Consider the following 24,619-nt stretch of genomic DNA (forward strand, 5'->3'; position numbering starts at 1 on the left):
CAATCCAGTTCGGGAGCGGCCACGTCCGCGGCAACGGACTTCAACTGGGTCTGGCTGAGCCTGCTTGTGGCCGCGGTGGTCCTGGCCCTCTGGTACATTGCGCGTCGCCGCCAATCCGGCCCTCCACCCCGCTGAGGCCGGGTTCAGCGCGTTCCCTGCGCGCCGGCGTTCGGGAAGAACAATTGCTCACCGCCCACCTTATAGCTCGCGATCGCCTGCTGCCCCTCAGGTGATATGAGCCAGTCGATGAAGGCCTGCCCCTCCTTGGCCTTCACGCTCGGGTACTTGTCGGGGTTCACCAGCATCACGCCGTAGGGATTGAACAGGCTCGGGTCACCCTGAACCAAGATGACCAGGTCGGCGCGATTCTTGAACGCGAGCCACGTTCCCCGGTCGGCAAGGATGTAGGCGCCGAGGGCCGAGGCCGTGTTGAGGGCGGGACCCATCCCCTGGCCGACATCCCGGTACCATGCGCCACGCACCGCCGCGAGATCGACGCCCGCCTCCTTCCAGCTGCGCAGCTCAGCGCTATGAGTTCCCGAGCGGTCGCCGCGCGACACGAACGCCGCCTTGCTGGCTGCAAGCTTGGCGAACGCCTCGCGTACGCCCAGGCCGCGCACGCCGGCTGGATCGGAGGCCGGGCCGATCAACACGAAATCGTTGTACATCACGTCGTACCGTGTCTTCGCGAAGCCCTCGGCGAGGAATTTCTCCTCGGCCGGTCGGTCGTGGACCAGCACCACGTCAGCATCGCCGCGGCGCGCTGCGTCGAGGGCCTGGCCCGTGCCCAGAGCGACGACTTTCACGTCGATGCCGGACTTCTCCCGAAAGAGCGGGAGGATATGCTTGAACAGGCCGGACTGCTCGGTTGACGTCGTCGAGGCGACGACGATCGAGGTCGGTTCTGCGCAAGCCGACGAGATGAGGCCGATCGTGCCCAGGAGCGCGGCGAGCCCGAGGGTCAGGAAGCGACGACGAAAGGGGTCCACGGCAACTCCCCAGCGAGGTAGGCCCGCGCCTCGGACGTGCGGGGCGAGAACAAGATCTGGTGGGATGAACCATGCTCGACGGCGCGGCCGGAGGCCAGCACGATCACCGTGTCGGCGAGGCGCGCCACCTGCCCGAGATTGTGGGAGACGAGCACCACCGTGGTCCCGGTCCGTGCCATTGCGGTCACCAATCCCTCGACGATCTCGGTCGAGGTGGGGTCGAGGTTCGCGGTCGGCTCGTCGAGGAGAAGCAAGTCGGGTTCAACCGCCCAGGCGCGGGCCAGCGCCAGCCGCTGCTGCTCGCCGCCAGAGAACCGCGTCGCGGCATCGCGTGCGCGCTCCGAGAGACGAACGCGGGCGAGCGCCTCCTGCACCCGGGCGGCGCGCGCGGCGCGGGGCAGGCCTGGGAGAGCCAGCGCGACGTTCGCGGCCGCGGTCGCGCGGATCAGGGCGGGGCGCTGGAACACGAAAGCGCGACGGCGGGCGCCGACCTGAACCGTTCCGCCGTCGGGCCGCAGGAGCCCGTCGATCACCCGGAGGGTCACACTCTTGCCGGCGCCGTTCGGACCGATGACGGCCGTGACGCTGCCCGGAGCGACCTTCATGCAGAGATGGTCGAGCACGGTTCGCCCGTCGAGGGACAGACATACCTCTTCGAGGCGGATCGCCGGCACAGCGCTCATCCATAGGCCCGCGCGGCGTGCCGGCGGAGCAGCGCAACGGCGATGTTCACCATCAGAACGAGGCCGATCAGCACCAAACCGAGCGCCAGCGCGAGGCTGAGATCGCCCTTCTGGGTTTCCAGCGAGATCGCCGTCGTCATCGTGCGGGTATATCCGTCGATGTTGCCGCCGACGACGAGGACCGCACCGATCTCCGAGATCGCCCGGCCGAAGGCGGCCAGCGCTGCCGTCACCAGGGAAAAACGCACGTCGTAGATCATCGCCCCGGCCTGACGGGGTGCGGAGAGCCCGAGGGAGCGCAGCTGCTCCCCGAGATGCACCCGAGCGTCGGCGACGACCTGCTGCGTGAGGGCGGCAACGAGCGGGGTCGCGAGCGTCGCCTGCGCGGCGATCATCGCGCCGGGGGTGAACAGCAGGCCGAGCGGTCCGAGCGGGCCGGAGCGGGAGAAGATGAGGTAGAGCGCGAGGCCGACGATCACCGGCGGCAGCCCCATGAAGGCGTTCAGCAGGCCCACCGCGGCGCCGCGTCCCGGGAAGCGGGCGACGGCCACGAGGGCACCCAAGGGAATGCCGAGCACGAGACCGATGCCGACCGCGGTGAGGCTGACGCGCAGCGACAACCAAGCGATCGCCAGCACGTCACGATCCAGGCTGCACAGGCGGGACAGAATTTCCTGAAGCGTCTGCATCATGCGCCCGGGCCGGTCCTCCGGAATGGGACGAGGCGGGTGGCGAGGTCAACCGATGAATCCGGCCTCGAAGCTCGGATTCGGCGGCATGGACCCACCACGCCTACCAGAGGAGCGCGTGCGGATAGTAGGCGAGCATATCTCCTGCGGCGACCGTTGTCGCGTCGTCGGGAAGTTCGACGAGGCCGTCGCTCTCCGTCAGGGAGGTGAGCACGCCCGCCCCTTCCCGGGGAAACTTGCGAGCCTCGGGAACACCGTCGATGCCGCGCGCGAGGCACACCCGTACATATTCCCGCCGACCGGGCTTCTTTCGATAGTCGAAGGCGGCACGCACGGGCCATGATACCGGAGCTTCGGTCGAGCCCCCTCCGAGCCTGGCGAGAAGCGGTCGCAACACGAAGAGCAGCGTCACATAGGCGGCGACTGGGTTGCCCGGCAGCCCGACGAACAGCTTGTCCCCGATCAGGCCGATGGCGATCGGCCGCCCCGGCTTGATCGCAAGCCGCCAGACCACCAGCCGCCCCAGCGCCTCGACCGCCCCCTTCACGTGATCCTCTTCTCCGGTCGAGACGCCGCCGGAGGTCAAGATCAGATCATGGCCGCCGCTGGCCGCGTCCAGCCGGGCCTTCAGGGCCACGGGGTCATCGCGGAGGATCCCGAGGTCATCGACCTCGACCCCGAGGCGCTTCAGGAGGGCCGCGAGCAGGGCGCGATTCGAGTCGTACACCTGGCCGGGTCGCAATGCTGCGCCGGGCTCGGCCAGTTCGTCACCCGTGGAGAACAGCGCGACACGGAGGCGGCGGCGCACCGCGATCGCCGCGTGTCCCGTGGCCGCCGCGAGAGCGAGGTCCTGCGGACGCAAGCGGCGCCCCGCGGGAATTGCCAAACCGCCGCGCGGCAAGTCCTCGCCCGCCGGTCGCATGTTGGCGCCCAGCCTCAAATTCGGCGGAAGGTACACACGGCCGCCATCGGCGCGGACATCCTCCTGCATGAAGACCGTGTCGGCCCCCTTCGGCATCGGCGCGCCGGTGAAGATCCGTACGGCACCCGCGATCTCCTCGGGACCCGGCTCCGCGCCGGCTGCGAGGCGCCCGCCCAGTGGCAGGGTGGTCCCGCCATCACGCGCGAGATCAGCGTGGCGCACCGCGTAACCATCAACCGCCGAATTGGCGAACAGCGGCAGATCGTTCTTCGCCAGGACATCATGAGCGCAGATGCGTCCATCGGCGCGATCAAGCGGCACGGTCTCTACATCGGCGAGGATTGGCATGCGTTCGGCGATGAGGGCGACCGCCTCCTCGATCCGCATGAGCTTGCCCCCGAAGGCGAAGCAATCGTCGGTCAGCTGTGCCACCGCCTACAACTCTCTCGGCTCACTGGCTTTTACCGGGCCAGTACCCTGTCCAGCACCTTCGCCCGGGTCACCACGATATTGGCGATACCTGCCGTATCGTCGAGCCCCAATAGCAGCCCGAGGTTCCGGCTGCGCTTGGTGCTCGGGGACGACGTCGGGCGATGTGGCAAGTCGGGCAGCACCCTGCTGCCGGCCTGTATCAGGCGGCGAAGCCGTGAGATGCGGCCCGCTCACCGCGGGCGTTCCGCTGGCGCGAACCCGAGCGCCCGCAGCGCCTGCATAGCCTCTTCCTCTCTGAGGACCGTCAAGAAAGCGGCGAGTGCCGGGACTTCCTCCGCGGCGCCTCGGTGGACCAAGTCGTAGTTCTCTTCCGTCAAGGGAAGGAAACCGAGGTCGTAGGACTCCGCGACGCTCGATATCGCCACGCCCCAATCCGCCCGTCCCTGCGCCACGGCGGCGGCGACCGCATTGTGCGAGCGTGGCTGGTTCCAGAAACCCGCCGGCCTGGCGCCCTTCAGCAGCCCGTCGATGAGCAGGCGCGTGCCCGAACCCGCGTTGCGGTTGACCATCACGGCCTCCGGGTCAGCTACGGCAGCCGCTACCGCGTCGGTTGGCCCGCGACCCGTGAAGCGCGGATCGGCGCGACGGAACACGACGCCCTGGAGACGCCGCCAGCCCGGGACCAAAGTCATGCCGGGCTCGAGGAACGGCGCGTTGTAGCGGCCCGTTACGGGATCGAAGAGGTGCATGGCGGCGAGGTCGCACTCGCCGCGACGCAGCGCCGCGAGGCCCCCGGCCGAGCCGACCCAGATGGTCCGTGCGCGGAACCCTCTATCCGCCAGCAGGCCGATCATGCGGTCGAGGCCGACGCAGTGGCTCCCGACGATCGTGAGATCCGGGGCCTCGATGCCCGCGCCGAGCCGAACGACTGAGACGCTTTCCCCCGGCTCAGCGCCCGAGCGCTCGGCCGGCACTGCGAAGAAACCGTCGGCCTGGGAGAAGGCGGTGACCGAACCGGAGCCCTTCGGAAGCGGCAGGGCGATCGTCCCCTCCGGTCCGCGAGCGAGGGAGGTCATCACGAACTCGGTCCGGCCGAGTTCCGAGGATACGCGTTGCGTGAGGTGCGCCGCGATCGTTTCCTCCTCACGGGGCGGCAATCCGGCGTGCGCCCGTATCAGAGGCACGACGAACTCGTGGAACGTGAACATCGCAGAGGTTGGAAAGCCGGGAAGCACGACGATCGGCTTGCCTTCCGCCATGGCCAGGCAAAGGGGTTTGCCGGGCTTTAGCGCTACGCCGTGGACGAGGATGCCAGGCTCGCCCAGACGGGAGAGGACGCGATGTGAGACATCGCCGGCCCCTTTGGATGTGCCCCCCGAGAGCACGACGAGGTCGTGGTCGCGCAGGGCGCCATAGAGGGTCGTTTCCAGGAGCGCTGCGTCGTCGCGTACGATCCCGAGCCGCACCGGTTCGCCGCCGTTCTCGGCAACCGCGGCTGCGACGATCTCACCGTTCGAGTCGTAGATCGAGCCCGGAGGTAGTGGCTCGCCGGGGGCGACCAGCTCGTCGCCTGTGGAGAGGACCGCCACGCGCGGGCGCCGCACCACCGCCACCGCGGCCAGGCCGCAGGCAGCCAGCATCCCGATCTCACGGGCTGTGATCCGCAGCCCCTTGCGCAGCACCGTCTCACCAGCGGCCATATCCGAGCCGGCATATCCCACGAACTGGCCGGGCCGGGCAGCAGCCGCCACCTCGACGGTGAGGGCTTCCGCGTCGAATTCCGTCTGCTCGACCATGACCACCGCGTCCGCCCCGCGCGGGATCACGCCGCCCGTGGCGATGGGCGTTGCCGAGCCGGGCTGCACCGCCAGGACTGGCGCCACGCCGCAGGCCAAGATCTCTCGGTTGAGCGTGAGGCGTCTCGGGCTCGCCGGCGAGGCCCCCTCGGTATCGGCCGCGCGCAGCGCGAAACCGTCCACGAGAGCACGATCGAAGGGCGGTACGTCACGGGGCGAAGCGATGTCGCGGGCAAGCACCCGGCCGAGTGCATCGGACAGGGGCACCGTCTCAGCCGGCAGCGCGGTATGCGGGACCGCTGCCCGGAAAGACGCGAGCGCATCCTCACGGCTCATCACCGTGAGGAATTGCTCCTGGCGCGATGCCGCAGCGAGCCTCTCGTGAAAGGCTGTCTGGGCTTCCGAGTTCGAATCCGGACTCACAGCCGCCAAACCTCGATCTCTTCGCCCGCCGGATAGCCCTCGCGCTCCGGCGCGACCATCACGACCCCATCTGCTTCGATCAAGCGGCGCAGCGGGAGCTCGGATCCGCCGAGCGGCTCGACGCCGTCTGGCCGGCTGCGCACGAAGACCACCTCCGTGAGGCCGATCGGAGAAACGATTTTGCGCAGCAGCTTTGCGAATCGCGGGGGGGCCTCGCACGCGCCTGTCAGCCGAGCCAGGAGCGGCCGGCCGAGCGCCAGAAAGGCCGCAAGTGCCGCCTCCGGACGGCCCGGCAGGAGCAGCGCCGGACGGCTCCGCGCGCTGCCGATTGCGGCGGTCTCACCGGGCCGCAGGGCTATCCCGTGCGCTCGCACCTTTCCACCGTGGCCGAGGGCCTCCGCGCTGTGATCGGTGCGGCCGAAACCGCTGCCGCCGAGCACGATGACCGCATCGGAAACGTCGACACGGATGGCCTCGGCGATTGCCTCTGCCTCGTGGCCGGTCGCGACACTCTCGGCTCTGCCGCCATGATCCTCGATCAGCCGGACGAGCAGGGACGCCAGAGGATTCAGGACCGGCGCACCGGTCGATATCACGCGGAGCCGCGGCAGCCGCACCTCGACGGTCTCCAGACCGATGGCCGCAAGCCCGAGGAGTTGGAGCGACCCGATACGCGTGCCGGCCGTGATCAGGATTTCGCCCGCATCGATCTCCTCACCCGGGGCGCGCACGCCTTCCCGCACGGCGACATCCGCCATCACAGCGCCACCCTCGAAACCTTCGGGCGGGAGCACCGCGTCGGTGCCGGTGGGCAGGCTCTCGCCGGCTTCGACCCAAGGGGGCGAAGGCGCGAGCGGGACCGGCGCGTAGGGCGATGCGCCGCCGACGGAGGCGGCATCGACGGCGAAACCGTCACGCAGGGCCGTAAAGCGGTCCGGAACGGCGCGAGGCGCCACGATCGCCTCGGCGGAGATCCGGCCCCGCGCCGCCGAGAGGGCTAAGCGGCAAGATGTGACGGGCTCGACTTCCCCACACAGCAGGGTCAGCGCGTCCCGGAGCGGCAGCAAAGCCGCGGAGGCGGTTCGGATCATCGCCGGAGCGATGCGTCATCCCGTGTTGATGATCAAGATTCAGCCGGTGTGCTACCCCGGTCCCGCCTCACGGGCCGGAGCCCGCGCCCGGTGAATGATCGATCGCTTCCGCGGCACCGCGACATCCTGGCCGACACCCGAGTATGGTGGGGCGGCCCCTTGAGAGCCGAGCCACGATGACCAGCGTTGCGCGGATCCTGAGCCTGATCACCCTCCTGCTGTTCTGCGCCGCTCCGGCCCGCGCGCAGATGCGGGGCCACGGCGGCCCGGTGCGGGCGCTCGCCCTGACGGGAGACGGCGGCCTCGCGATTTCGGGCAGCTTCGACCAATCGGCCATCGTTTGGGCCATCGACACCGGCGCCGCGCTCGGGGTGCTGCGCTACCACGATGGCGCGGTGAACGCGGTCGCCGCGCTCCCGGACGGACGCTTCGCCACGGCCTCCGAGGATGGGCGGATCGCCCTCTGGCGACTGGGGCGAGCGGAGCCGGAAAGGGTTCTGGAAGGCCATACGGGCCCGATCGTCGCGCTCGCCGTGTCGCCAGACGGCCTTTCGCTGGCCTCCGCCTCCTGGGACGGCACGGCACGGATCTGGCCGCTCTCCGGAGAAGAGGTCCGCGTGCTCGACGCGCACCGGGGCAACGTGAACGCGGTGGCCTTCCTGCCGGGCGGTGAGCCCGTCACGGCGGGGACTGATGGAGCGGTGCGCATCTGGACGAAGACGGGCACACCCACGGTCTTGGCGACCGTATCGGCGAACCTCAACGCCATCGCGGTCGCTCCTGACGGCGAGATCGCGGTGGCTGGGGCCGATGCCGTGCTGCGATTCATCCGGGTTGATGGAACCGTCCGCGCCGTCGCCGAGCTCGGCCCGAACCCGGTGATCGCCCTGGCCCTGTCCCCGGACGGGGCCAGGGTGGCCGCGGCCACGACCGGCGGCACCGTCGCGGTGGTCGAGCGACCGACGGCCCGGATCCTGGTGCGCCTCGTTGGGCCGGGTCTTCCCGTCTGGTCGCTCGCTTGGCGTCCGGACGGCGCCGAACTGGTCACGGGCGGCGGCGATCGCCTCGTCCGGCGCTGGAACGCGAAGAGCGGCGAACCGATCGGTGCGCTCGTCGTGCAGCGACCGACGGACTCCCTCACGGCTCGCTATGGCGGCCGCGGCGCGGAGGTGTTCGGGGCGTGCGTTGCCTGTCACACCTTGACGCCCGGCGAGGGGGAGCGGGCCGGGCCGACGCTCGCCGGCCTGTTCGGCCGCCGGATCGCCAGCGTACCCGGTTACCGGTACTCGGAGCCGCTGAAGCGGATGGACCTCGTCTGGACGCCCGAGACCGTTTCACGCCTCTTCGAGGTCGGGCCTGCCCGCTACACGCCCGGGACGAAGATGCCCGAGCAGACGATCGGCAGCCCCGCCGACCGCGAGGCACTGATCCGATTCCTCGAACAAGCGACCGGGTCCCGCTGACGCGCCCGTCAGCCGCCGGCACGTTCGCGCAGGTAATCCTCGGTCGTACGGGGCTTGTCGCGCTCCGGCGCCGCGTGCGGATCGAAGCCCTGATTCAGCGCGACCTCGACGCGACAATCCTCGCACATCGTCAGCGCGCGGATGCGCTCCTCGCCGCCGGCGCCGCTGAACATCCAGTGCCGCTCGCGCAGCCGCTCGATGATGCGCTCGATCGTGGAGCGCGTGCCGAAGGGCTTGGCGCATTGTGTGCAGCAGAAGGGTTCTTCCTCCTTGACGATGCGACGGGGGGCGGCCCACGCCTCGAAATCGATCTGCGGGCGGAGGTCGATCACGTCCTCGGGGCAAGTCGCGGCGCACAGGCCGCACTGCACGCACAGGCTCTCCTCGAAGGCGAGAAGCGGCCGCTCGGCACTGTCGGTGAGGGCGTGGGTCGGGCAGGCGCTCACGCATGCAAGGCACAGGGTGCAGTCCGCGGTTCGGAAATCGAGCCCGCCGAAAGGAGCCCCGGCCGCGAGCGGGATCCGATTCACGGGAACGGGTGCGGCGCTGTGCATGGACCGGAAGGCGTGGCGCAGCACCTCGCGCTTGTTTCCCAGAAACAGAAGTCCGGCCGGGATCGTGGCAGAGCGTCCCAGAGTGGCCCGTCTGAGGGCGCCGCCGAGCACGTCCGGGTCGTCGGTCTCGATGGTCGCCACCACGCTCCCGCCGGCTTCCGGGCCGTAGCCCAGCGCCTGAGCCAGCGTGTCCCCGAGGGTCAGTGTGCCGTACAGTGGGGCGAGATCGTGCTTGGCTCGGGCCCGCACCAGAACCCTGATGCCCGCAGCGCCGTAGGCGAACAGGGCGGCGATGACCTCCGGTCCGATCTGAGTCACCTCGTTGACCTGCACCGGGAGGACGTGCGCGGGAAGGCCATCGCCGTAGCGGCCCAGCGCATCGATGAGCGGCTCGCCGTGGTCGCCGTCATGGAACAGGACGATCGCGTTCTGCCCGCCCGCCAACCGGTAGGCCCGCATCAGGCTGCGCAGCCGGCGCATCAGCGCGTCGGAGGTCGGCAGTGCGTAAGCCGCCGCCCCCGTGGGGCAAACCGCGGCACAACTGCCGCAGCCCGCGCAGACATGAGGGTCGATGTGCACGGTGTCGCCGCCGGGCGCGATCGCGCCGGTCGGGCAGACGTCCAAGCAGCGCGTGCAGCCCGTGATGCGGGAGCGCGCGTGCGCACAGAGTTCGCCGTGAAAATCGATGAAGCGCGGCTTGTCGAACTCGCCGACGAGATGGGAGGCTTCCGCCAGCGCCCGCTCGACGGCCGCGGGATCCGCCGGATCCGCGCGCAGATAGCCGCTCCGCAGCGCGTGTGCCGGAAACATCGGCGTGCCGCCAGAGAGGTCGATGACCAGATCGCAAGTCGACACGGCCCCGTTCCGAGGCGCCCCGAAGACGAGGTGCGTGCGCGAGGATGGAGCTGGCAGGGCATAGTCATCGATGCGGAGCTCGAACGCACCGAGGTGCCCCTGCGCGCTCCGAACCGTGCCCTGCAGGACCGGAAAGGCGTTGCGGTGGGGCGGCGCGATCTCGCGGGGCCGTGTCAGCAGGACCGTGATGTCGAGATGCTCAGCGAGCCGCCGGCCGGCTTCGACCGCCACCTCGTCCCGCCCGTAGATCAAGGCCACGCCGCGGCTTCCCAAGGAAACGGTCGCGGCGTCGGGCAGCGGCTCCGCCGCCGCGGCGAGCAGGGCGGCCATCTTCGCTCCGGCAGCCGCGGCTTCGGACGACCAGCCGGCGGTTTCCCGGATCTTGGCGTAGGCGACCCGGTCCTCCGCTTCTTCTTCCTCGGCCACCTCGTCGAAGAGCGGCGCCTGGAGGGTGCAGGACACGGTGACGGGTCGCCCGGTCGCCAAGGCTGCCCGGAAGCGGTCGAGTTCGCGGCCGCAGAGCTGGTCGGCGGTGCGGAGCTCGCCGCCGCAGGCACCGCCCATGACGGCGGTATCGAGGGACATCGTCCTCTCGCAGGAGCAGGCAAGTACGAGGCGGTCGGACAAGATCGGACCCGTGTAGCTTCGGACGTATGGCCCCTTCGCGCGACGGGGCCGGTCCCTTATACTCGAACCCTTCGAAACAACGATCCGGCATGCGGGCGCAGGTGGCCGCCCGCTCCCGGATTCGCACCGGCCCGTCGCAAAAGCCGCTCCATGACCGTCCTTGTCGATGCCGGCCCGCCGCGGCTGGTCCTGCCCCCTGGCTTCAGCGAGCGCGCAACGGAGCCGCCGTCCGACGCCCATTCGGAAGCCTGCCGGCTCGCCGCTTCGGCTGAGGCCGAGACAGCAACGCTCGTCCTGACTCGGCGCGACGACCTGATCGACCTCGCAGTGGTGCTCGCTCCGGCCGAGCCGCTCGTCACGGCGCGACGCGCTGTCTTTGCCGGGATGGTCGCGCTGGCGAACGCCGTCGGCGCCTTCGGACCGCCGGAGATCCCGGTCACGTTTGGGTGGCCCGGGACCCTGTTGTTCAATGGCGCGCGCCTCGGAGGCGGGCGCCTCGGTTGGCCTGAGGAGTGCCCCGAGGACGAGGAGCCGGACTGGCTCGTCTTCTCGGGGATGCTGATCGCCTCGAAATTGGCGGCGGGCGACCCGGGGCACACGCCGGACTCCACCGCCCTGGAGGAGGAAGGGTTCGGCACGAACCTCCGCACGCCTCTGGTCGAGAGCTTCGCGCGTCACCTGACCAAGAGCTTCGAGATCTGGCGCGAGGACGGGTTCGATCATCTCGCCGCACTCTATCTGGCCCACCTGCCCCTGGGGTCCGGTGTGCGGGCCGCGATCGAGGCCTCTGGCGATGGACGGCTGACCTGGCCGGACGGGCGTTCGGAAGGTCTCCCGTTGCGCACAGCCTTGGAGGAGCCGAGCTGGCACGATCGGAAGACCGGCGGGGTACGGCTGTGACGCTCAAGCTGCCCAGAACCTTGCGACTGGATCCCTCCGACACCTTCGTCTTTGCGAAGGCCGCCGAACCCGGGGAATGGGCTGTGACCGGAACCTTCCTGTTCCTCGACGCAGATCCATCGCGACTGACGGCCAAGGCCCTGACGGCCTTCCGCTCAGGGTTCGTCGGCGTACGCTCGCTCGGCTTCTCGACCCTGGTCGTGGTGAGCGAGGCAAGCGTAGAGGAGCGCGTGCAGGCCGTAGAGGATCTCGCCCGCCACATTCACGAGCGCTTCGGTGCTCCCGATCGGGACGCCGCCCGCGCGGCCGCCAGCGAGGAACTCGATGTCGCCGCCTCCCTCTGCGACCTGCCGGTCGGCAGCGTCGTCGCGATGCACCGCATTGAGAAGGACGGGGCAATTCGGGAGGAGTTTCGTACGCTGCACCAGCGTCCTGGTGTCGACCGGCTGCACGGACGCGCCTTCCACTTCGTCGAGGCCGACGAGGACTGGCCGGAGGAACAGGCCGATCTCGTCGGTCTTCTGCGTGATACGACGGCAGGACGCTAAGCGGATGATCGAGTTCTGGGTCTCAAGTGGCCATCACCTCACGCAGCGCACGGCCGGCGGCGGCCTCATGGTCACGGACGAGCTGATCCTGGCGTATCTCGCGCGGCCTGAACTCGTGCCCCCGGAGGATGCCTGCGCGTCCGAGGTCGCCCTCCACGCGACCCTGATGGCTGCGCCCCGGCGGCCTGTGGAGCCCGCAGAGGTCGCCGCCATCGCCGACGCCGACGCACGGGAGAACTGGGGGGTGATCCTCGCCTTCCGCGATCGCCTTCTCGCGTCGCGCTCTATCGAGGCCGGATATCTGTCGCTCGTGCGCGGCGACCTTCAGGGGGTGCCGTCCCTCTTCCTGAACCAGCTCGTGCATCTGATCCTGCGCAATGCCCTCGACGGTTGCGAGGACCCTTTCATCCTGCGCGCGGCCGAGCTGTTCTTCCGCCCCCAGCGCGTGAGCTTCCACGAGGGCGCCCTGCTCCTGGCTGATGCTGAGGTGATCGCCGCGCGCGAGGGGAGCGCGCCTCTCTCGCCGCTGCTGACGATGCTGGGCAAAGAGGCGGTGAGCGAGTTGGACGTGCTCACGGCGGAGAATGCCTGGACTTACTGGAGCCGGTCGGACGCGTTCACGATGGCGCTCAATCTCGGCTCCGATCCCCGCAGCCGCGCCGGATTGGCCCGGGTGATCGAAGCCTTCGTGAGCCACCTGCTGAACGTCGCGGTAAACGTAACGCCGCTTGACCGACTGGAAGACCCCGACTGGCGCTGGTTCGTCGGGCTCGACCAGGAGGGTACGCGCATCGGCAACGCGCTCTGGCGCGGTGACACGCTCGACACCGGAACACGCGAGCGCGTGCTCGCAGTGTTCAGCCTCACCTTCGACGACCCGGCACAGGTTCTGCCGAACGTGGGTGAGCGCCCCGTCTACCTTCTGCTGGCCGCGGCGCCGGATAGAAGCTTGCAGCTCAAGCCGCACAATCTCGTTGTCGGATTGCCCCTGTCCGATGACCGGGAGGCCGCCTGAGGTGTCCACTATGCCTGAGCATCGTTTCGAGGTCGGCATCATCGTCGCGCGGCGGCGCCTGAACGGCCCCTGGGCGAGCCATGCCTGGCTCCCGATCGGGGCCTTGCCGGCGGCGGCGGTCGCTTCGCCCTGGACGAAGCTCTCCGAGACCGAGGACGAGGCGACCTTCTATGCCGGCTCGTACGAGGTCTCGCTGCACCCGGGTGAGACCGGGCACTACCGCGACAATCTCGTCTCCGGTCGTCCGTCCCTGTGGGTGGCACTGCGCAACACGGCAGAAGAGACCTACGAGGTCGCGTGCGTCACGGCCGACCCGTATGAGGGTGAGTCCATGGCCGAAGGGGTCGGCGAGATCGTCGAGCCGGTGCCGATGCCGCCCGAGGTGCAGGTCAAGCTCCTGGCCTTCTTCGAGGCCTTCCACGTGGAGCGCAAATTCGAGAAGCGCAAGCGCGACCGCGCCGATCCCGAGGCGCTGGCCCGTCGCGCGCGGAACGCTCGGGAGGGAGGCGCATGAGCGAGGGGTTTCTCGCGCGGTGGACGCGGCGCAAGCTCGCCGTGCGCGCCGCCGCCTTGGCGGACCGCGACGCGCCGGCCGTCCCCGACGACGCGTCCGTCCCGGCGCCGGATGCGCCTGCGATCGAGGCGGCCCACATCGAACCGCAGGCTGGACCCGAGGCGGGGCCGCCGGAACCCGGGTGGGCCGACGGTCCGGCGCTGGATCTCCCGTCCGTCGACGCACTGACCCCGGAGAGCGATCTCGCGCAGTTCCTGCAGGCTGGCGTTCCGACGGCTTTGCGTAACGCGGCCCTGCGCCGCATGTGGTCCCTCGATCCGGCCATCCGCGACTTCGTCAGCGAGGCGCGGGAATACGCCTACGACTGGAACACACCGGGCAGCGTGCCCGGGCTGGGCCCGCTTCTGCCCAGCGACGACGTCAAGGCGATGCTCGGGCGGCTCCTGGGCGGCGCTTCCAGAGCGGAGGCTGCGTCGGGAGAGGCGCGCGACGGTGAGCCCGAGGACCCGCGGGCGCCAAGCCTGGCGCCGGAGCCACCCCGGACGACCGATCCCGCCCTGCCCTCGGCCGATCTGCAGGACCACGTACCGGCCCTCCCCGTCGCGGGCGAAACGGTACCGACCCGGCAAGCGGCATCGGCCGCCGAACCCGGGCCCGGACTCGAGGCCGCGCGTGCTGTCCGGGGAGAGCCGACGGATCCGCGGCCGCGCTTGCGCCGTCACGGCGGGGCTGTCCCCTCCACGGGCTAGGAGATTCGGATTGCGGGGATTAAGACCCCTCCTTATTATCGTTCCAGAGAGCGGGATCGGCATGATCTCGGGCGCGTAGAGTATTCCGGTGTCGTCGACGTCAAGACCTGCGGAACCGGAGGCGTCGCGTGGCGGCCGCCACGTGGACGACGTCGATGGGCTGCGCGCGCGGCACTACGATCTTTTAGCCGTCCTGCTCGGACGCTCGCCCAGCCAGGAATTGCTCAATACGCTCGCCGGCCTCTCGGGCGGCGAAGGGATCCTCGGCCAGCATGTCGCGGACCTGAGCCGCGCGGCGGCAGAGGCGACGGGCGCGGAGGTCGAGCGCGAGTTCTTCTCGCTCTTCATTGGTGTGGGCAGGGGAGAGCTTCTCCCCTACGCCTCCTACTATCTCACCGGCTTCCTCAACGAGCGCCCGCTCGCGTTGGTCCGAGAGGATCTCGCGGCACTTGGTCTCTCGCGGGTCGAGGCGATGAGCGAGCCGGAGGACCACCTTGCATTCCTCTTAGAGGTCATGGCCGGGCTGGCCGCTGGGCGGTTCGAGGCGGAGCTCGGCGCGCAGGCGCGCTTCTTCGGCCGACACCTCGTTCCCTGGGCCGACCGCTTCTTCGCAGATCTCGAGCAGGCGCAGAATGCCCGCTTCTACCGGACGGTCGGCGGCCTCGGGCGCACCTTCATGGAGGTGGAGGCGGCAGCCTTCGCGATGGATGCGTGACGCGGATGCGGCCCCCGTGGCCGGAGCGTGACCGAAATGCGTGATGTTAAGTTTCCTATCAAGCTGGTGTCGCTGGGGAGATGGATGATGCGACAGGATCCGAAGACACTCGGTCGTCGCCAGTTCTTTCGGGCGCTCGGCGGAAGTACCGTGGCGGCGGCCGCAGCGGTTGCGTCGCCGATGGGTGCGACGGAGGCCCAGGCCTACGATCCGGGCCAGGACGAGACGCGCAGCCGATACCGCCTGAGCGATCACGTGAAGGCGTACTACCGCACCAACGGCTACGAGACGCTCCTGAAAAATCCCGATCCCGCGCCCGGGACGAAGTGAGGCTGCCATGCTGACGAAGCGCAAGAGCGGCGAAGCCAGCCGCAGCAAGCATCAGGCGGTCGCCGCGGGTCTCGCGGCCGGAGTGCTGGATCGACGCGCGTTCCTGCGCAAGTCCGGGCTCACGGCCGGCGCGCTCGCCGCCGCGGGCTCGATCCAGCTCGGCGCCGTCCGCAAGGCCGAGGCCGCCGGCTCCTCGGCCGTAGGGCCGGGCACGGTCATCAAGAAGAATATCTGCACGCATTGTTCGGTCGGCTGCACGGTGACCGCCGAAGTCGTGAACGGCGTGTGGGTCGGCCAGGAACCGTCCTGGGCGAGCCCCATCAACCGCGGCACACACTGCGCCAAGGGCGCAGCAATTCGCGAACTGGTCTCGTCGGATCGCCGACTGAAGTATCCGATGAAGCTCGTCGGCGGGCAATGGCAGCGGATCTCCTGGGATCAGGCGATCGACGAGATCGGCAACAAGCTGTTGGACATCCGCGAGAAGTGGGGTTCCGACTCCGTCTATTGGCTCGGTTCGGCCAAGTACACGAACGAGGCCGCGTACCTGTTGCGGAAATTCGGAGCCTTCTGGGGCACCAACAACGTCGACCATCAGGCACGTATCTGCCACTCGACCACCGTGGCGGGCGTTGCGAATACCTGGGGCTATGGCGCCCAGACCAACTCGTACAACGACATCCGCAACGCCAAGACCATGATCATCATGGGCGGCAATCCCGCCGAGGCGCATCCGATCTCGATGCAGCACGTGCTGTCCGGCAAGGAGATCAACCGAGCCAACCTGATCGTCATCGATCCCCGTTTCACCCGCACGGCGGCGCACGCCACCGAATACGTGCGCATTCGGTCCGGGACGGACATTCCGGTCGCCTGGGGCCTCCTCTGGCACATCTTTCAGAATGGCTGGGAGGATAAGGAGTTCATCCGCCAGCGCGTCTACGCGATGGACGACGTCCGCAAGGAAGTCGCCAAGTGGACGCCCGAGGAAGTCGAGCGCGTTACCGGCGTGCCGGGCGAGCAGCTCCGCCGCGTGGCGGAGAAGTTCGCCAAGGAGAAGCCCGCCACCATGATCTGGTGCATGGGCAACACGCAGCACACGGTCGGCACCGCCAATGTGCGCGCGCTCTGCATTCTGTGCTTGGCCACGGGCAATGTCGGCAAGCCGGGCACGGGCGCCAACATCTTCCGCGGGCACACGAACGTGCAGGGGGCGACCGATCTCGGCCTCGATGTGACGACGCTGCCGCTCTACTACGGCCTGGTCGAGGGCGGCTGGCGGCACTGGGCCCGCGTCTGGGAGGTGGATTACGCGTGGCTGCAGTCGCGCTTCGACGAAGTCCCCGCGGTCGCCGGTCGCAAGGCGCGTTCCCGCAAGGAGAACATGGAGACGCCGGGCATCACCTCGACCCGCTGGTTCGATTCCGTGAACCTCCCGCCGGACCAGATCGATCAGCGAAGCCCCACACGGGCGATGATGATCTCCGGACACGGCGGCAACACCGTCACGCGCCTGCCCGAAGCTCTGGAAGGCCTGAACAAGCTCGACCTGCTGGTCGTCGCGGACCCGCATCCGACGACGTTCGCGGCGCTCGATGCGCGGCAGGACAACACCTACCTGCTGCCGATCTGCACCTCGTTGGAGATGGACGGGTGCCGCACGGCTTCGAACCGCTCCCTGCAATGGGGCGAGCAGATCGTGAAGCCCGCCTTCGAGTCCAAGAACGACTACGAGTTCCTTTACCTGCTTTCGAAAAAGCTCGGCTTCGCCGAGGCGCTGTTCAAGAATATCAAAGTCGAGAACAACATACCCCTGGCTGAGGACATTCTGCGGGAGATCAACCGCGGCGGCTGGTCGACCGGCTATTGCGGGCAGTCGCCCGAGCGCCTGAAGGCGCATATGCGCAACCAGCAGAAATTCGACCTCGTCACCCTGCGGGCGCCGAAGGACGATCCGGAGGTCGGCGGGGATTATTACGGCCTGCCCTGGCCCTGCTGGGGCAAGCCCGAGATCCGTCATCCGGGCTCGGCCATCCTCTACAACACGGCGCTGCACGTGAAGGAGGGGGGCGGCACGTTCCGGGCGCGCTTCGGCACCGAACGCAACGGCGAGACGCTGCTGGCCGAGGATTCCTTCTCGCAAGGCTCGGACCTGACCGACGGATATCCGGAATTCACCCTCGGCGTGTTCAAGAAGCTCGGGTGGGACAAGGATCTGACCGCCGACGAGCTCGCGACGATCCTGAAGATCGGCGGCGACAAACCCGACACCGTGAGTTGGGCGACCGACCTCTCGGGCGGCATCCAGCGCGTGTGTCTCGAGCACGGCGTCTCGCCGTTCGGCAACGGCAAGGCCCGGGCGAATGCCTGGAACCTGCCCGATCCGGTGCCGGTCCACCGCGAGCCGATCTACTCGCCGCGGCCGGACCTCGTCGCCAAGTACCCGACGCGGCCCGATGAGCGTCAGTTCCGCATGCCCAACATCGGGTTTTCGGTGCAGAAATCCGCGGTCGAGCGTAACGTCGCCAAAGACTTCCCGATCATCCTCACCTCGGGCCGTCTCGTCGAGTACGAGGGCGGCGGCGAGGAGACCCGCTCCAACCCGTGGCTCGCCGAGCTGCAGCAGGACATGTTCGTCGAGATCAACACCGGTGACGCGGCGGAGCGCGGCATCAAGGATGGTCAATGGGTCTGGGTGACGGGAGCGGAAAACAACTCCAAGACGAAGGTGAAGGCGCTTGTCACCGATCGTGTGGGGAAGGGCGTGGCGTTCATGCCCTTCCACTTCTCCGGTTGGTACGAAGGCAAGGACATGCGCGACTACTACCCGAAGGGCACTGACCCGGTGGTGCTCGGCGAGAGCGTGAACACCGTCACGACCTACGGCTTCGATCCTGTCACGGGCATGCAGGAGACGAAAGCCACACTGTGTCAGATCCGAGCGGCCTGAGAGGAGCGACCTGATCATGGCGCGCATGAAGTTTCTCTGCGACGCGGATCGTTGCATCGAGTGCAACGCCTGCGTCACTGCGTGCAAAAACGAGCATGAGGTGCCGTGGGGCATCAACCGGCGGCGGGTGGTTACCCTGAACGACGGCAAGCCTGGCGAGCGCTCGGTCTCGATGGCGTGCATGCATTGCACCGACGCGCCGTGCGCGGCCGTATGCCCGGTGAATTGTTTCTACACCACCGCCGACGCGGTGGTGTTGCACTCCAAGGACATCTGCATCGGCTGCGGCTACTGCTTCTATGCCTGTCCGTTCGGTGCGCCGCAGTACCCGCGCGTCGGGAACTTCGGGTCCCGAGGAAAGATGGACAAATGCACCTACTGCTCGGGCGGCCCCGAGCCTGATCTCTCGACCGCCGAGTACGAAAAATACGGCTCGAACCGGCTGGCGGAGGGCAAGCTGCCCCTCTGCGCCGAGATGTGCTCGACCAAGGCATTGCTGGCAGGCGACGGCGAGATGATCGCCGAGATCTACAAGCAGCGGGTGGTGAAGCGGGGGTATGGCTCGGGGGCCTGGGGTTGGAAGACGGCGTACCGAGAGACGATCGCGATCTGATTCGATGGCACTTCCCGGCCGAGGCGGGAGCCGTCTCTGCTGGGAAGTGCGAAGGACCAAGGACTGGAGCGCAGTGGCGTCTGCGTTCCTCTCGACCGACCTGAAAGGAACGCCAATGCGGCGGCCATTGACGCTTCTCAGCACGCTCGTCTTGGCGACGACGCTTTGGACGGCACCGGGTGCCTACGGGGGTGCACACGCGCAGAACCCCATCCAGGCCAACGGCCAGAACCCGATGGGCGCCAATCCCACGGCGGACTCGATCAATGAGGAACTCCTGTTCCGGCAGGCCCCCAAGATCAGCGGGCGCATCAGCATTCCGGACAGCAAGGCCGCCAACCTGATCCAGCCCCAGGGCCGCGAGTATCAGATGTTCCGCGAGGGGTGGCTGCCCTGGATCGGGGCGCTCGTTATCCTCGGGATGCTCGCAGCGCTGGCGCTCTTCTTCCTGTGGCGCGGCCGGATCATCACGGATCACAGCCAGGAATCCGGCAAGAAGATCCTCCGATTCAACGCTTTCGAGCGGTTCACGCACTGGATGACGGCGGTGTGTTTCATCATCCTGTCCCTGTCTGGCCTGAACTACATCTTCGGCAAACGGCTGTTGATGCCCTTGATCGGGCCGGATGCCTTCGGTGCGCTCGCCCAGTACGCGAAGTACAGCCACGTCTACCTCGCATGGCCCTTCATGCTGGGCGTCGCCTTCATGTTCGTCGTCTGGATCCGGGACAACATCCCGAACCGGATCGACTGGGAATGGCTCAAAGCAGGGGGCGGCTTCGTAGGCAGCAAACACCCGCATGCGGGCCGCTTCAACGCGGGCCAGAAGGGCGTGTTCTGGATGGTGGCAGGCTTCGGCGCCGCGATGGGAGCGACCGGGCTGATGATGCTCTTTCCGTTCGCGCTCTTCGACGTCAACGGGATGCAGATCACGCAAGTGATCCATTCCCTCATCGGTATCATTTTCATCGCCGGTATCCTGGCCCACATCTACATCGGCACGCTCGGGATGAAGGGCGCCTACGACGCGATGGGCAGCGGCCAAGTCGATCTTGCCTGGGCACGCGCGCATCACGACCTTTGGGTCGAGCAGGAGCAAGCCCGCAATGCGGGTGGCCCGCAGATCGGGCCACGCGCGGCACCCGCCGAATGACGGGCCGGGTCGGCCTCCCGGCGTGGCAGCAAGCGCTCTGGGCTCCTAACGGGAACCACGAAGATGAAAGCCTTCATTGCCGCCGTCATTGCCGCCGTTCTCTTAGGAGTTGCGGCCATGTTGGCGCTCACAAGCAACCAAAAGTTTGCCTATCAGGCATTCGCGACCTCAGGTGCGCGGGTCTCCGAGCCGGGCACCAACCTTGTCGGTCCCCGTTGGAACGGCGACCCGTCTCCCGACGAATTCGCCGGCGAGCCGCATGGAAAGGCCGAGGGCGCTGCCTCGCAGCCGAAGCGCTCCTGAGGCTTGGAATGCGAGCACCAGCCGCGGCGAGACTGAGGTTTCTGGAGGAGCTCATCCGATGAAGCGGCGACTGACCACGTGCGCCACGGCGATCGGCTTGGTAGGTGCCTTGCTGGCGGCGGATAACGCCTGCGCGCAGGAGAGCGGCACCGCCACCCCGACCGGCCGGCCAGCCAATCTCTGCCAGGAGCTTCTCGCGTTCGTGAAGCAGCCGGAGCCGGCGAAGCAGGCGGCCGTGACCCCGCCGCAACAGTCGACCGCCGTTTCAAACCCCTCCGGGTCGAGCCAGGGTACGCCATCCTCCAGCGGTGGTGACGTCCAGCAGAAATCCGGCCTGAGCGGCCCAACGAAAGCAGAGTCTCCGGATCAGACGGGGCCCAAGGCCCAGCGCGACCAAGCGAACAAGGCGGCGAAGGTTGCGCCGGCAGCCGGCGCGCCGGCACCAGCCCCTCCCCCTGACCCTGCCACCGTTGCGAAGGTCGAAGCGGCCGCCGCAGCCAACGACCAGCTCGGCTGTCGTGCGGCCGCGCGCACGATGCGGTTGCACGGGGTTGCTCTCCCGCCACCGCTCCTTGCGCTCGCTGCGCTCGATCCGAAGTTCTACGCCCAGTAGGGCTCGCCGATGTCCGGGTGATCGCTCGGGCATTGGCGATCAGCCTGTCCCGCGCCTCGAACGAGGTCCATCTTCAAGTCCTCGCGGCCTGAGGACCCATCGAGCCGCTCTTCTCAAGGCCCGAGCATCCCACTCGAAACTGTGAGCATGGGACGCCAAGCGTCGATTGCGGAGCCGAGCTCGGGTGGGGCCCGGATCCGCAGCGAAGGGCTAACGGGTCCGAATGCCCTGTGATTGTGCCGGTCACGGAGCGCCGCGTTCAGAGCATTCAGATGCGAGCGATCAGCCTTCGAACAATCGATTTATTCAAGAGTTGGTGATTTAACACCAGAGGAGGCGTCTCATGACGAACTCTAATCCAAGACAATCCTCTCTCGGCCAGGGAATCGATTCGAAACGGGATGAGACGGTGCGGACAAGCGGCCGGTTCAACGCTGATCTGGCTGCAGATTCCGCTCCCGGGCCGCTGAGCCCCGGCGAGGACCTGAGGCAGCGGCAGGAGCAGTTGCTGGACGAGGCGATCGAGGAGACCTTCCCGGCCAGCGACCCGATCTCGCCGAAGCGCATCACCCGATAAGCTGCCGGCGCTTGTCGGGTTCGATGCCCTTATGACAGCGCCACGCATCCTGTGTCGCCGCTGCCGAGCCAAGCGCCCGCGGACCATAGCACGCGGTGCACAGCCGGCGGGAAGATCTGATCCCAAATCGCGTTCCGGGAGCGTTAGCGGTCTCCGAACTTGGGCCGAGCTGTCGGTGTGAACGCCCAGTCTGTGCGATCGCACTGCGCTTGGAGGATGGGCACTCGGGCACGCGGGTGGCCCGCCGCGGGCCCTATGGTTTCGAGAAGCCGATATCGGCCGCCACGGCCTTCAATCGCTCGGGCTCACGCTCCTTGCGCTCGCTGTAGCGGTCGACGAGGTACGCGGCCCGCTCGCGCGTCAGCAGCGTGAACTTCATCAGCTCCTCGCAGACATCCACGACACGCTCGTAGAGCGGCCCCGGCTTCATGCGGCCGGCCTCGTCGAACTCCCTGTAGGCCATCGGCACCGAGGACTGATTGGGGATGGTGATCATCCGCATCCAGCGGCCGAGCAGGCGCAGGGCATTCACCGCGTTGAAGCTCTGCGACCCGCCCGAGACCTGCATCACCGCCAGCGTACGCCCCTGGGTCGGGCGCAGGCTGCCCTCGCTCAAGGGGAGCCAGTCGATCTGGCTCTTCATCACGCCGGTGAGGTTGCCGTGGCGCTCGGGCGAGACCCAGACCTGGCCCTCGGACCAGAGCGAGAGCGCTCGCAGCTCCTGAACCTTGGGGTGATCGGCGGTAGTGTCGTCGGGCAGGGGCAACCCGTGGGCGTGGTAGATTCGCACTTCGCCGCCCATGGCTTCGAGCAGGCGCGCCGCCTCGTAGGCCAGGAGGCGGCTGAACGAGCGCGGACGCAGCGACCCGTAGAGGAGCAGAAAGCGCGGCGCATGCGCCAAGGGCCGCGTGACCTGAAGCTGTGCGGCGGTCGGGACCACGAAATGCGGCGCGCTGAGATGGGGCATCCCGTCTGCGAAGGGCTGCCTGGGGAGTGCCGGCTCGGGCTTGTCCACGGATCGGCTGTCCCTTATGCTTAAACGATGGTTTGAATGTTGAAATGAAAATGGATGAACCTCAAGCCCTCGCGGCCTTCGCGGCCTTGGGCCAGGAGCATCGGCTGCGGGCGCTCCGGGTCTTGGTGAAGGCGGGTCCCGAGGGCCTGGCCTCTGGGGTGCTGGCCAGTGCGATCGGCGTGTCCGCCTCGACGATCTCCTTCCATCTCAAGGAGCTGCAGCAGGCCGGGCTGATCCGGTCCCGCCGCGCGGGGCGGTCGATGATCTACAGCGTCGCCTACCCCGTCCTGTCCGGGGTGGTCGAATTCCTCATGACGGATTGCTGCCAGGGGCATCCCGAGGTCTGCGCCCCCGCGCTGGCCGCCCTGTCGGCGTCCTACATACCCGAAAGCGAGGTGGACCATGCCTGATCGCGCACTGGACGTGGTGATCTATCACAACCCGGCCTGCGGCACGTCGCGCAACACGTTGGCTATGATCCGCAACGCCGGCATCGAGCCGCACATTGTGGAGTACCTGAAGACTCCGCCCACACGGGCGCTGCTGAGGCAGCTTGTGGCGCGCGCCGGCATCTCGGTACGCGACGTGCTGCGCGAGAAGGGCACGCCCTACGCCGAACTCGGCCTCGACGATCCGGCGCTCACCGACGACCAATTGCTCGATGCCATCGAGGCGCACCCGGTCCTGCTCAACCGTCCGATCGTGGTGAGCTCGAAGGGCGTGCGCCTGTGCCGGCCGTCGGAGGTCGTGCTGGACCTGCTGCCGGTGCAGCAGGGCGAGTTCGTCAAGGAGGACGGGGAGCGGGTCGTGGACGAGCACGGCCGCCGGGTCGGCACGGCGTAGCGGCGCCGGCGCGGAACGCCTGCATGCGCATGCCGGCCGCCGATTTGCTTCATCGGACGCGCCGCTGGCCCGTGATCTCCGCCCTCGGCGTGGTGCAGATCCTCGCCTGGGGCTCGTCCTACTACCTGCCCGCCGTGCTGGCGGAGCCGATCGCCCGGGATACCGGCTGGCCGCTGCCCTGGATCGTTGGCGGCCTGTCCCTCGGGCTGCTCGTCGCGGGGATCGCCTCGCCGCGTGTCGGTGCGGCCATCCATCGCCGCGGCGGACGGCCCGTGCTGGCGCTCGCGGCCCTGCTGCTGGCGGCCGGTCTCGCGGTTCTGGGCCTCGCCCCGGTCCTTCCGGTGTTCCTCGGCGGCTGGCTCCTGATGGGTTTGGGCATGGGCTGCGGCCTCTACGATCCCGCCTATGCCACCCTCGGCCGCCTCTACGGTGCCGAGGCGCGGCCCGCGATCACGGCCCTCACGCTCTGGGGTGGCTTCGCCAGCACGGTCTGCTGGCCGCTCTCGGCGATCCTGGTTGCGCAGGTCGGCTGGCGTGGGACGTGCCTGGCCTATGCAGGCCTGCACCTCGCGCTGACCCTGCCCCTGGTACTCGGAATGATCCCGCCGGCTCCGCCCCTCGTGGCCACGGCGGGCGGCCAGACGGAGGCGGTGTTGCCGCTGGCCCCGTGGCAGCGCCGCGCCGTCCTGCTGATGGCCGGCGTGCTGGTCCTCGGTGGGACCATCATGGCGCTGGTCTCGGTCCACCTGATCACGCTGCTGCAGGCCCGCGGCGTCGCCCTCGCCTCTGCGGTCGCCTATGGCGGACTGATCGGTCCGTCACAGGTGGGCGCGCGCCTGATCGAGATGGCCGGACGGGGACGGCATCACCCGCTCTGGACGCTGACCGCGGCCTTCGCCCTGGTCGCGCTCGGTCTGTTGCTGCTGGCGGCCCGTCTCCCGGGCATCGGCGTCGCCCTGGTCCTGTACGGTGCGGGAAACGGCATCTACTCGATCGCCCGTGGCACGGTGCCTCTGGCCCTTTTCGGCCCCGATCATTACGCCGCGCTGATCGGACGCCTGGCCCGGCCCGGCCTGATGGCCCAGGCCGCCGCCCCGCCTCTAGGGGCCTTCCTGTTGACATGGACCGGCGCGGACGCCCTCTGGGGCATTCTGGCGGTGCTCGCCGTGATCAACCTCGGCCTGATCGGCGGCCTGTGGCGGCAGAAACGGAAAGCCGGCTGATCGAGCGGACGGCCCCCTGGTCCGGCTTTCGGCT

General features: G+C 68.5%; 25 protein-coding genes. 17 read left to right on the forward strand and 8 right to left on the reverse strand.

Going from position 1 to position 24,619, the window contains the following annotated elements; all coding sequences use genetic code 11:
* Positions 1-143 precede the first annotated feature (143 nt).
* From ACYCO6_RS21635 to ACYCO6_RS21660, 6 genes are all read right to left on the reverse strand, one after another.
* Entirely contained in the window at positions 144-989 is an 846-nt protein-coding gene (locus ACYCO6_RS21635) for an ABC transporter substrate-binding protein (protein ID WP_459763151.1), read from the reverse strand.
* Positions 962-1,672 (reverse strand): ATP-binding cassette domain-containing protein, encoded by a 711-nt coding sequence (locus tag ACYCO6_RS21640; RefSeq protein WP_459763153.1) that lies wholly within the window; start codon positions 1,670-1,672, stop codon positions 962-964. Before ACYCO6_RS21640 ends, ACYCO6_RS21635 begins: the two co-directional genes overlap by 28 nt.
* A complete protein-coding gene (locus ACYCO6_RS21645; RefSeq protein WP_459763155.1) occupies positions 1,669-2,364 on the reverse strand; it encodes an ABC transporter permease in 696 nt (231 codons plus the stop codon). The genes ACYCO6_RS21640 and ACYCO6_RS21645 overlap by 4 nt, the downstream gene beginning before the upstream one ends.
* Before the next feature lie 100 nt (positions 2,365-2,464).
* The gene (locus ACYCO6_RS21650) at positions 2,465-3,715 is read right to left on the reverse strand and encodes a molybdopterin molybdotransferase MoeA (protein ID WP_459763157.1); all 1,251 of its coding nucleotides are present in this window, start codon (positions 3,713-3,715) and stop codon (positions 2,465-2,467) included.
* Positions 3,716-3,945: 230 nt separating this feature from the next.
* The gene (locus tag ACYCO6_RS21655; RefSeq protein WP_459763159.1) at positions 3,946-5,943 is read right to left on the reverse strand and encodes a molybdopterin biosynthesis protein; all 1,998 of its coding nucleotides are present in this window, start codon (positions 5,941-5,943) and stop codon (positions 3,946-3,948) included.
* On the reverse strand, positions 5,931-7,025 hold the full coding sequence (locus tag ACYCO6_RS21660; RefSeq protein ID WP_459763161.1) for a molybdopterin-binding protein: 1,095 nt from the start codon (positions 7,023-7,025) through the stop codon (positions 5,931-5,933). The genes ACYCO6_RS21655 and ACYCO6_RS21660 overlap by 13 nt, the downstream gene beginning before the upstream one ends.
* A 176-nt stretch (positions 7,026-7,201) precedes the next feature.
* On the opposite strand from ACYCO6_RS21660, the gene ACYCO6_RS21665 reads away from it, so the two are divergent.
* The gene (locus ACYCO6_RS21665; protein WP_459763163.1) at positions 7,202-8,488 is read left to right on the forward strand and encodes a c-type cytochrome; all 1,287 of its coding nucleotides are present in this window, start codon (positions 7,202-7,204) and stop codon (positions 8,486-8,488) included.
* 8 nt (positions 8,489-8,496) lie between these two features.
* Here ACYCO6_RS21665 and ACYCO6_RS21670 read toward each other — a convergent pair whose 3' ends face one another.
* On the reverse strand, positions 8,497-10,482 hold the full coding sequence (locus ACYCO6_RS21670) for a 4Fe-4S binding protein (RefSeq protein WP_459763165.1): 1,986 nt from the start codon (positions 10,480-10,482) through the stop codon (positions 8,497-8,499).
* A gap of 192 nt (positions 10,483-10,674) precedes the next feature.
* On the opposite strand from ACYCO6_RS21670, the gene ACYCO6_RS21675 reads away from it, so the two are divergent.
* From ACYCO6_RS21675 to ACYCO6_RS21735, 13 genes are all read left to right on the forward strand, one after another.
* On the forward strand, positions 10,675-11,424 hold the full coding sequence (locus tag ACYCO6_RS21675; protein WP_459763167.1) for a biotin/lipoate--protein ligase family protein: 750 nt from the start codon (positions 10,675-10,677) through the stop codon (positions 11,422-11,424).
* Positions 11,421-11,972 (forward strand): DUF6505 family protein, encoded by a 552-nt coding sequence (locus tag ACYCO6_RS21680; protein WP_459763169.1) that lies wholly within the window; start codon positions 11,421-11,423, stop codon positions 11,970-11,972. The genes ACYCO6_RS21675 and ACYCO6_RS21680 overlap by 4 nt, the downstream gene beginning before the upstream one ends.
* A 4-nt stretch (positions 11,973-11,976) precedes the next feature.
* On the forward strand, positions 11,977-12,987 hold the full coding sequence (locus ACYCO6_RS21685; RefSeq protein ID WP_459763171.1) for a DUF6352 family protein: 1,011 nt from the start codon (positions 11,977-11,979) through the stop codon (positions 12,985-12,987).
* A gap of 10 nt (positions 12,988-12,997) precedes the next feature.
* On the forward strand, positions 12,998-13,501 hold the full coding sequence (locus tag ACYCO6_RS21690) for a DUF3305 domain-containing protein (RefSeq protein WP_459763173.1): 504 nt from the start codon (positions 12,998-13,000) through the stop codon (positions 13,499-13,501).
* Positions 13,498-14,250 (forward strand): DUF3306 domain-containing protein, encoded by a 753-nt coding sequence (locus tag ACYCO6_RS21695; RefSeq protein ID WP_459763175.1) that lies wholly within the window; start codon positions 13,498-13,500, stop codon positions 14,248-14,250. Before ACYCO6_RS21690 ends, ACYCO6_RS21695 begins: the two co-directional genes overlap by 4 nt.
* A 142-nt stretch (positions 14,251-14,392) precedes the next feature.
* Complete coding sequence (locus ACYCO6_RS21700) at positions 14,393-14,965, forward strand: TorD/DmsD family molecular chaperone (protein WP_459763177.1); 573 nt, start codon at positions 14,393-14,395, stop codon at positions 14,963-14,965.
* An 87-nt stretch (positions 14,966-15,052) separates the two neighbouring features.
* The gene (locus ACYCO6_RS21705; RefSeq protein ID WP_459773651.1) at positions 15,053-15,295 is read left to right on the forward strand and encodes a formate dehydrogenase; all 243 of its coding nucleotides are present in this window, start codon (positions 15,053-15,055) and stop codon (positions 15,293-15,295) included.
* 7 nt (positions 15,296-15,302) lie between these two features.
* Positions 15,303-18,245: a formate dehydrogenase subunit alpha gene (locus ACYCO6_RS21710; protein ID WP_459763179.1), complete on the forward strand. Its 2,943-nt coding sequence runs from the start codon at positions 15,303-15,305 to the stop codon at positions 18,243-18,245.
* A 16-nt stretch (positions 18,246-18,261) separates the two neighbouring features.
* The gene (fdh3B, locus tag ACYCO6_RS21715; protein ID WP_459763181.1) at positions 18,262-18,858 is read left to right on the forward strand and encodes a formate dehydrogenase FDH3 subunit beta; all 597 of its coding nucleotides are present in this window, start codon (positions 18,262-18,264) and stop codon (positions 18,856-18,858) included.
* 115 nt (positions 18,859-18,973) lie between these two features.
* Complete coding sequence (locus tag ACYCO6_RS21720) at positions 18,974-20,011, forward strand: formate dehydrogenase subunit gamma (protein WP_459763183.1); 1,038 nt, start codon at positions 18,974-18,976, stop codon at positions 20,009-20,011.
* A gap of 63 nt (positions 20,012-20,074) precedes the next feature.
* Positions 20,075-20,314, forward strand: coding sequence for a hypothetical protein (locus ACYCO6_RS21725; RefSeq protein WP_459763185.1), 240 nt, complete (start codon positions 20,075-20,077; stop codon positions 20,312-20,314).
* A gap of 58 nt (positions 20,315-20,372) precedes the next feature.
* Positions 20,373-20,927 carry a hypothetical protein gene (locus ACYCO6_RS21730; protein WP_459763187.1) on the forward strand — a complete coding sequence of 185 codons (555 nt, stop codon included), beginning with the start codon at positions 20,373-20,375 and terminating at the stop codon, positions 20,925-20,927.
* 409 nt (positions 20,928-21,336) lie between these two features.
* Positions 21,337-21,504: a hypothetical protein gene (locus tag ACYCO6_RS21735; RefSeq protein ID WP_459763189.1), complete on the forward strand. Its 168-nt coding sequence runs from the start codon at positions 21,337-21,339 to the stop codon at positions 21,502-21,504.
* A 253-nt stretch (positions 21,505-21,757) separates the two neighbouring features.
* Here the strand turns inward: ACYCO6_RS21735 and arsH are convergent, their stop codons facing one another.
* Positions 21,758-22,471 (reverse strand): arsenical resistance protein ArsH, encoded by a 714-nt coding sequence (arsH, locus tag ACYCO6_RS21740; protein WP_459773653.1) that lies wholly within the window; start codon positions 22,469-22,471, stop codon positions 21,758-21,760.
* A gap of 98 nt (positions 22,472-22,569) precedes the next feature.
* Between arsH and ACYCO6_RS21745 the strand changes: the two genes are divergently transcribed.
* Genes ACYCO6_RS21745 through ACYCO6_RS21755 form a run of 3 tightly spaced genes read left to right on the forward strand, consistent with a single transcriptional unit; the run spans position 22,570 to position 24,585 of the window.
* Complete coding sequence (locus ACYCO6_RS21745) at positions 22,570-22,929, forward strand: ArsR/SmtB family transcription factor (RefSeq protein ID WP_459763191.1); 360 nt, start codon at positions 22,570-22,572, stop codon at positions 22,927-22,929.
* A gap of 7 nt (positions 22,930-22,936) precedes the next feature.
* Positions 22,937-23,362 (forward strand): arsenate reductase (glutaredoxin), encoded by a 426-nt coding sequence (gene arsC / locus ACYCO6_RS21750; protein ID WP_459773654.1) that lies wholly within the window; start codon positions 22,937-22,939, stop codon positions 23,360-23,362.
* 23 nt (positions 23,363-23,385) lie between these two features.
* Entirely contained in the window at positions 23,386-24,585 is a 1,200-nt protein-coding gene (locus tag ACYCO6_RS21755) for an MFS transporter (RefSeq protein WP_459763193.1), read from the forward strand.
* Positions 24,586-24,619: the final 34 nt, after the last annotated feature.

The organism is Methylobacterium sp. CM6257 (assembly GCF_054611515.1).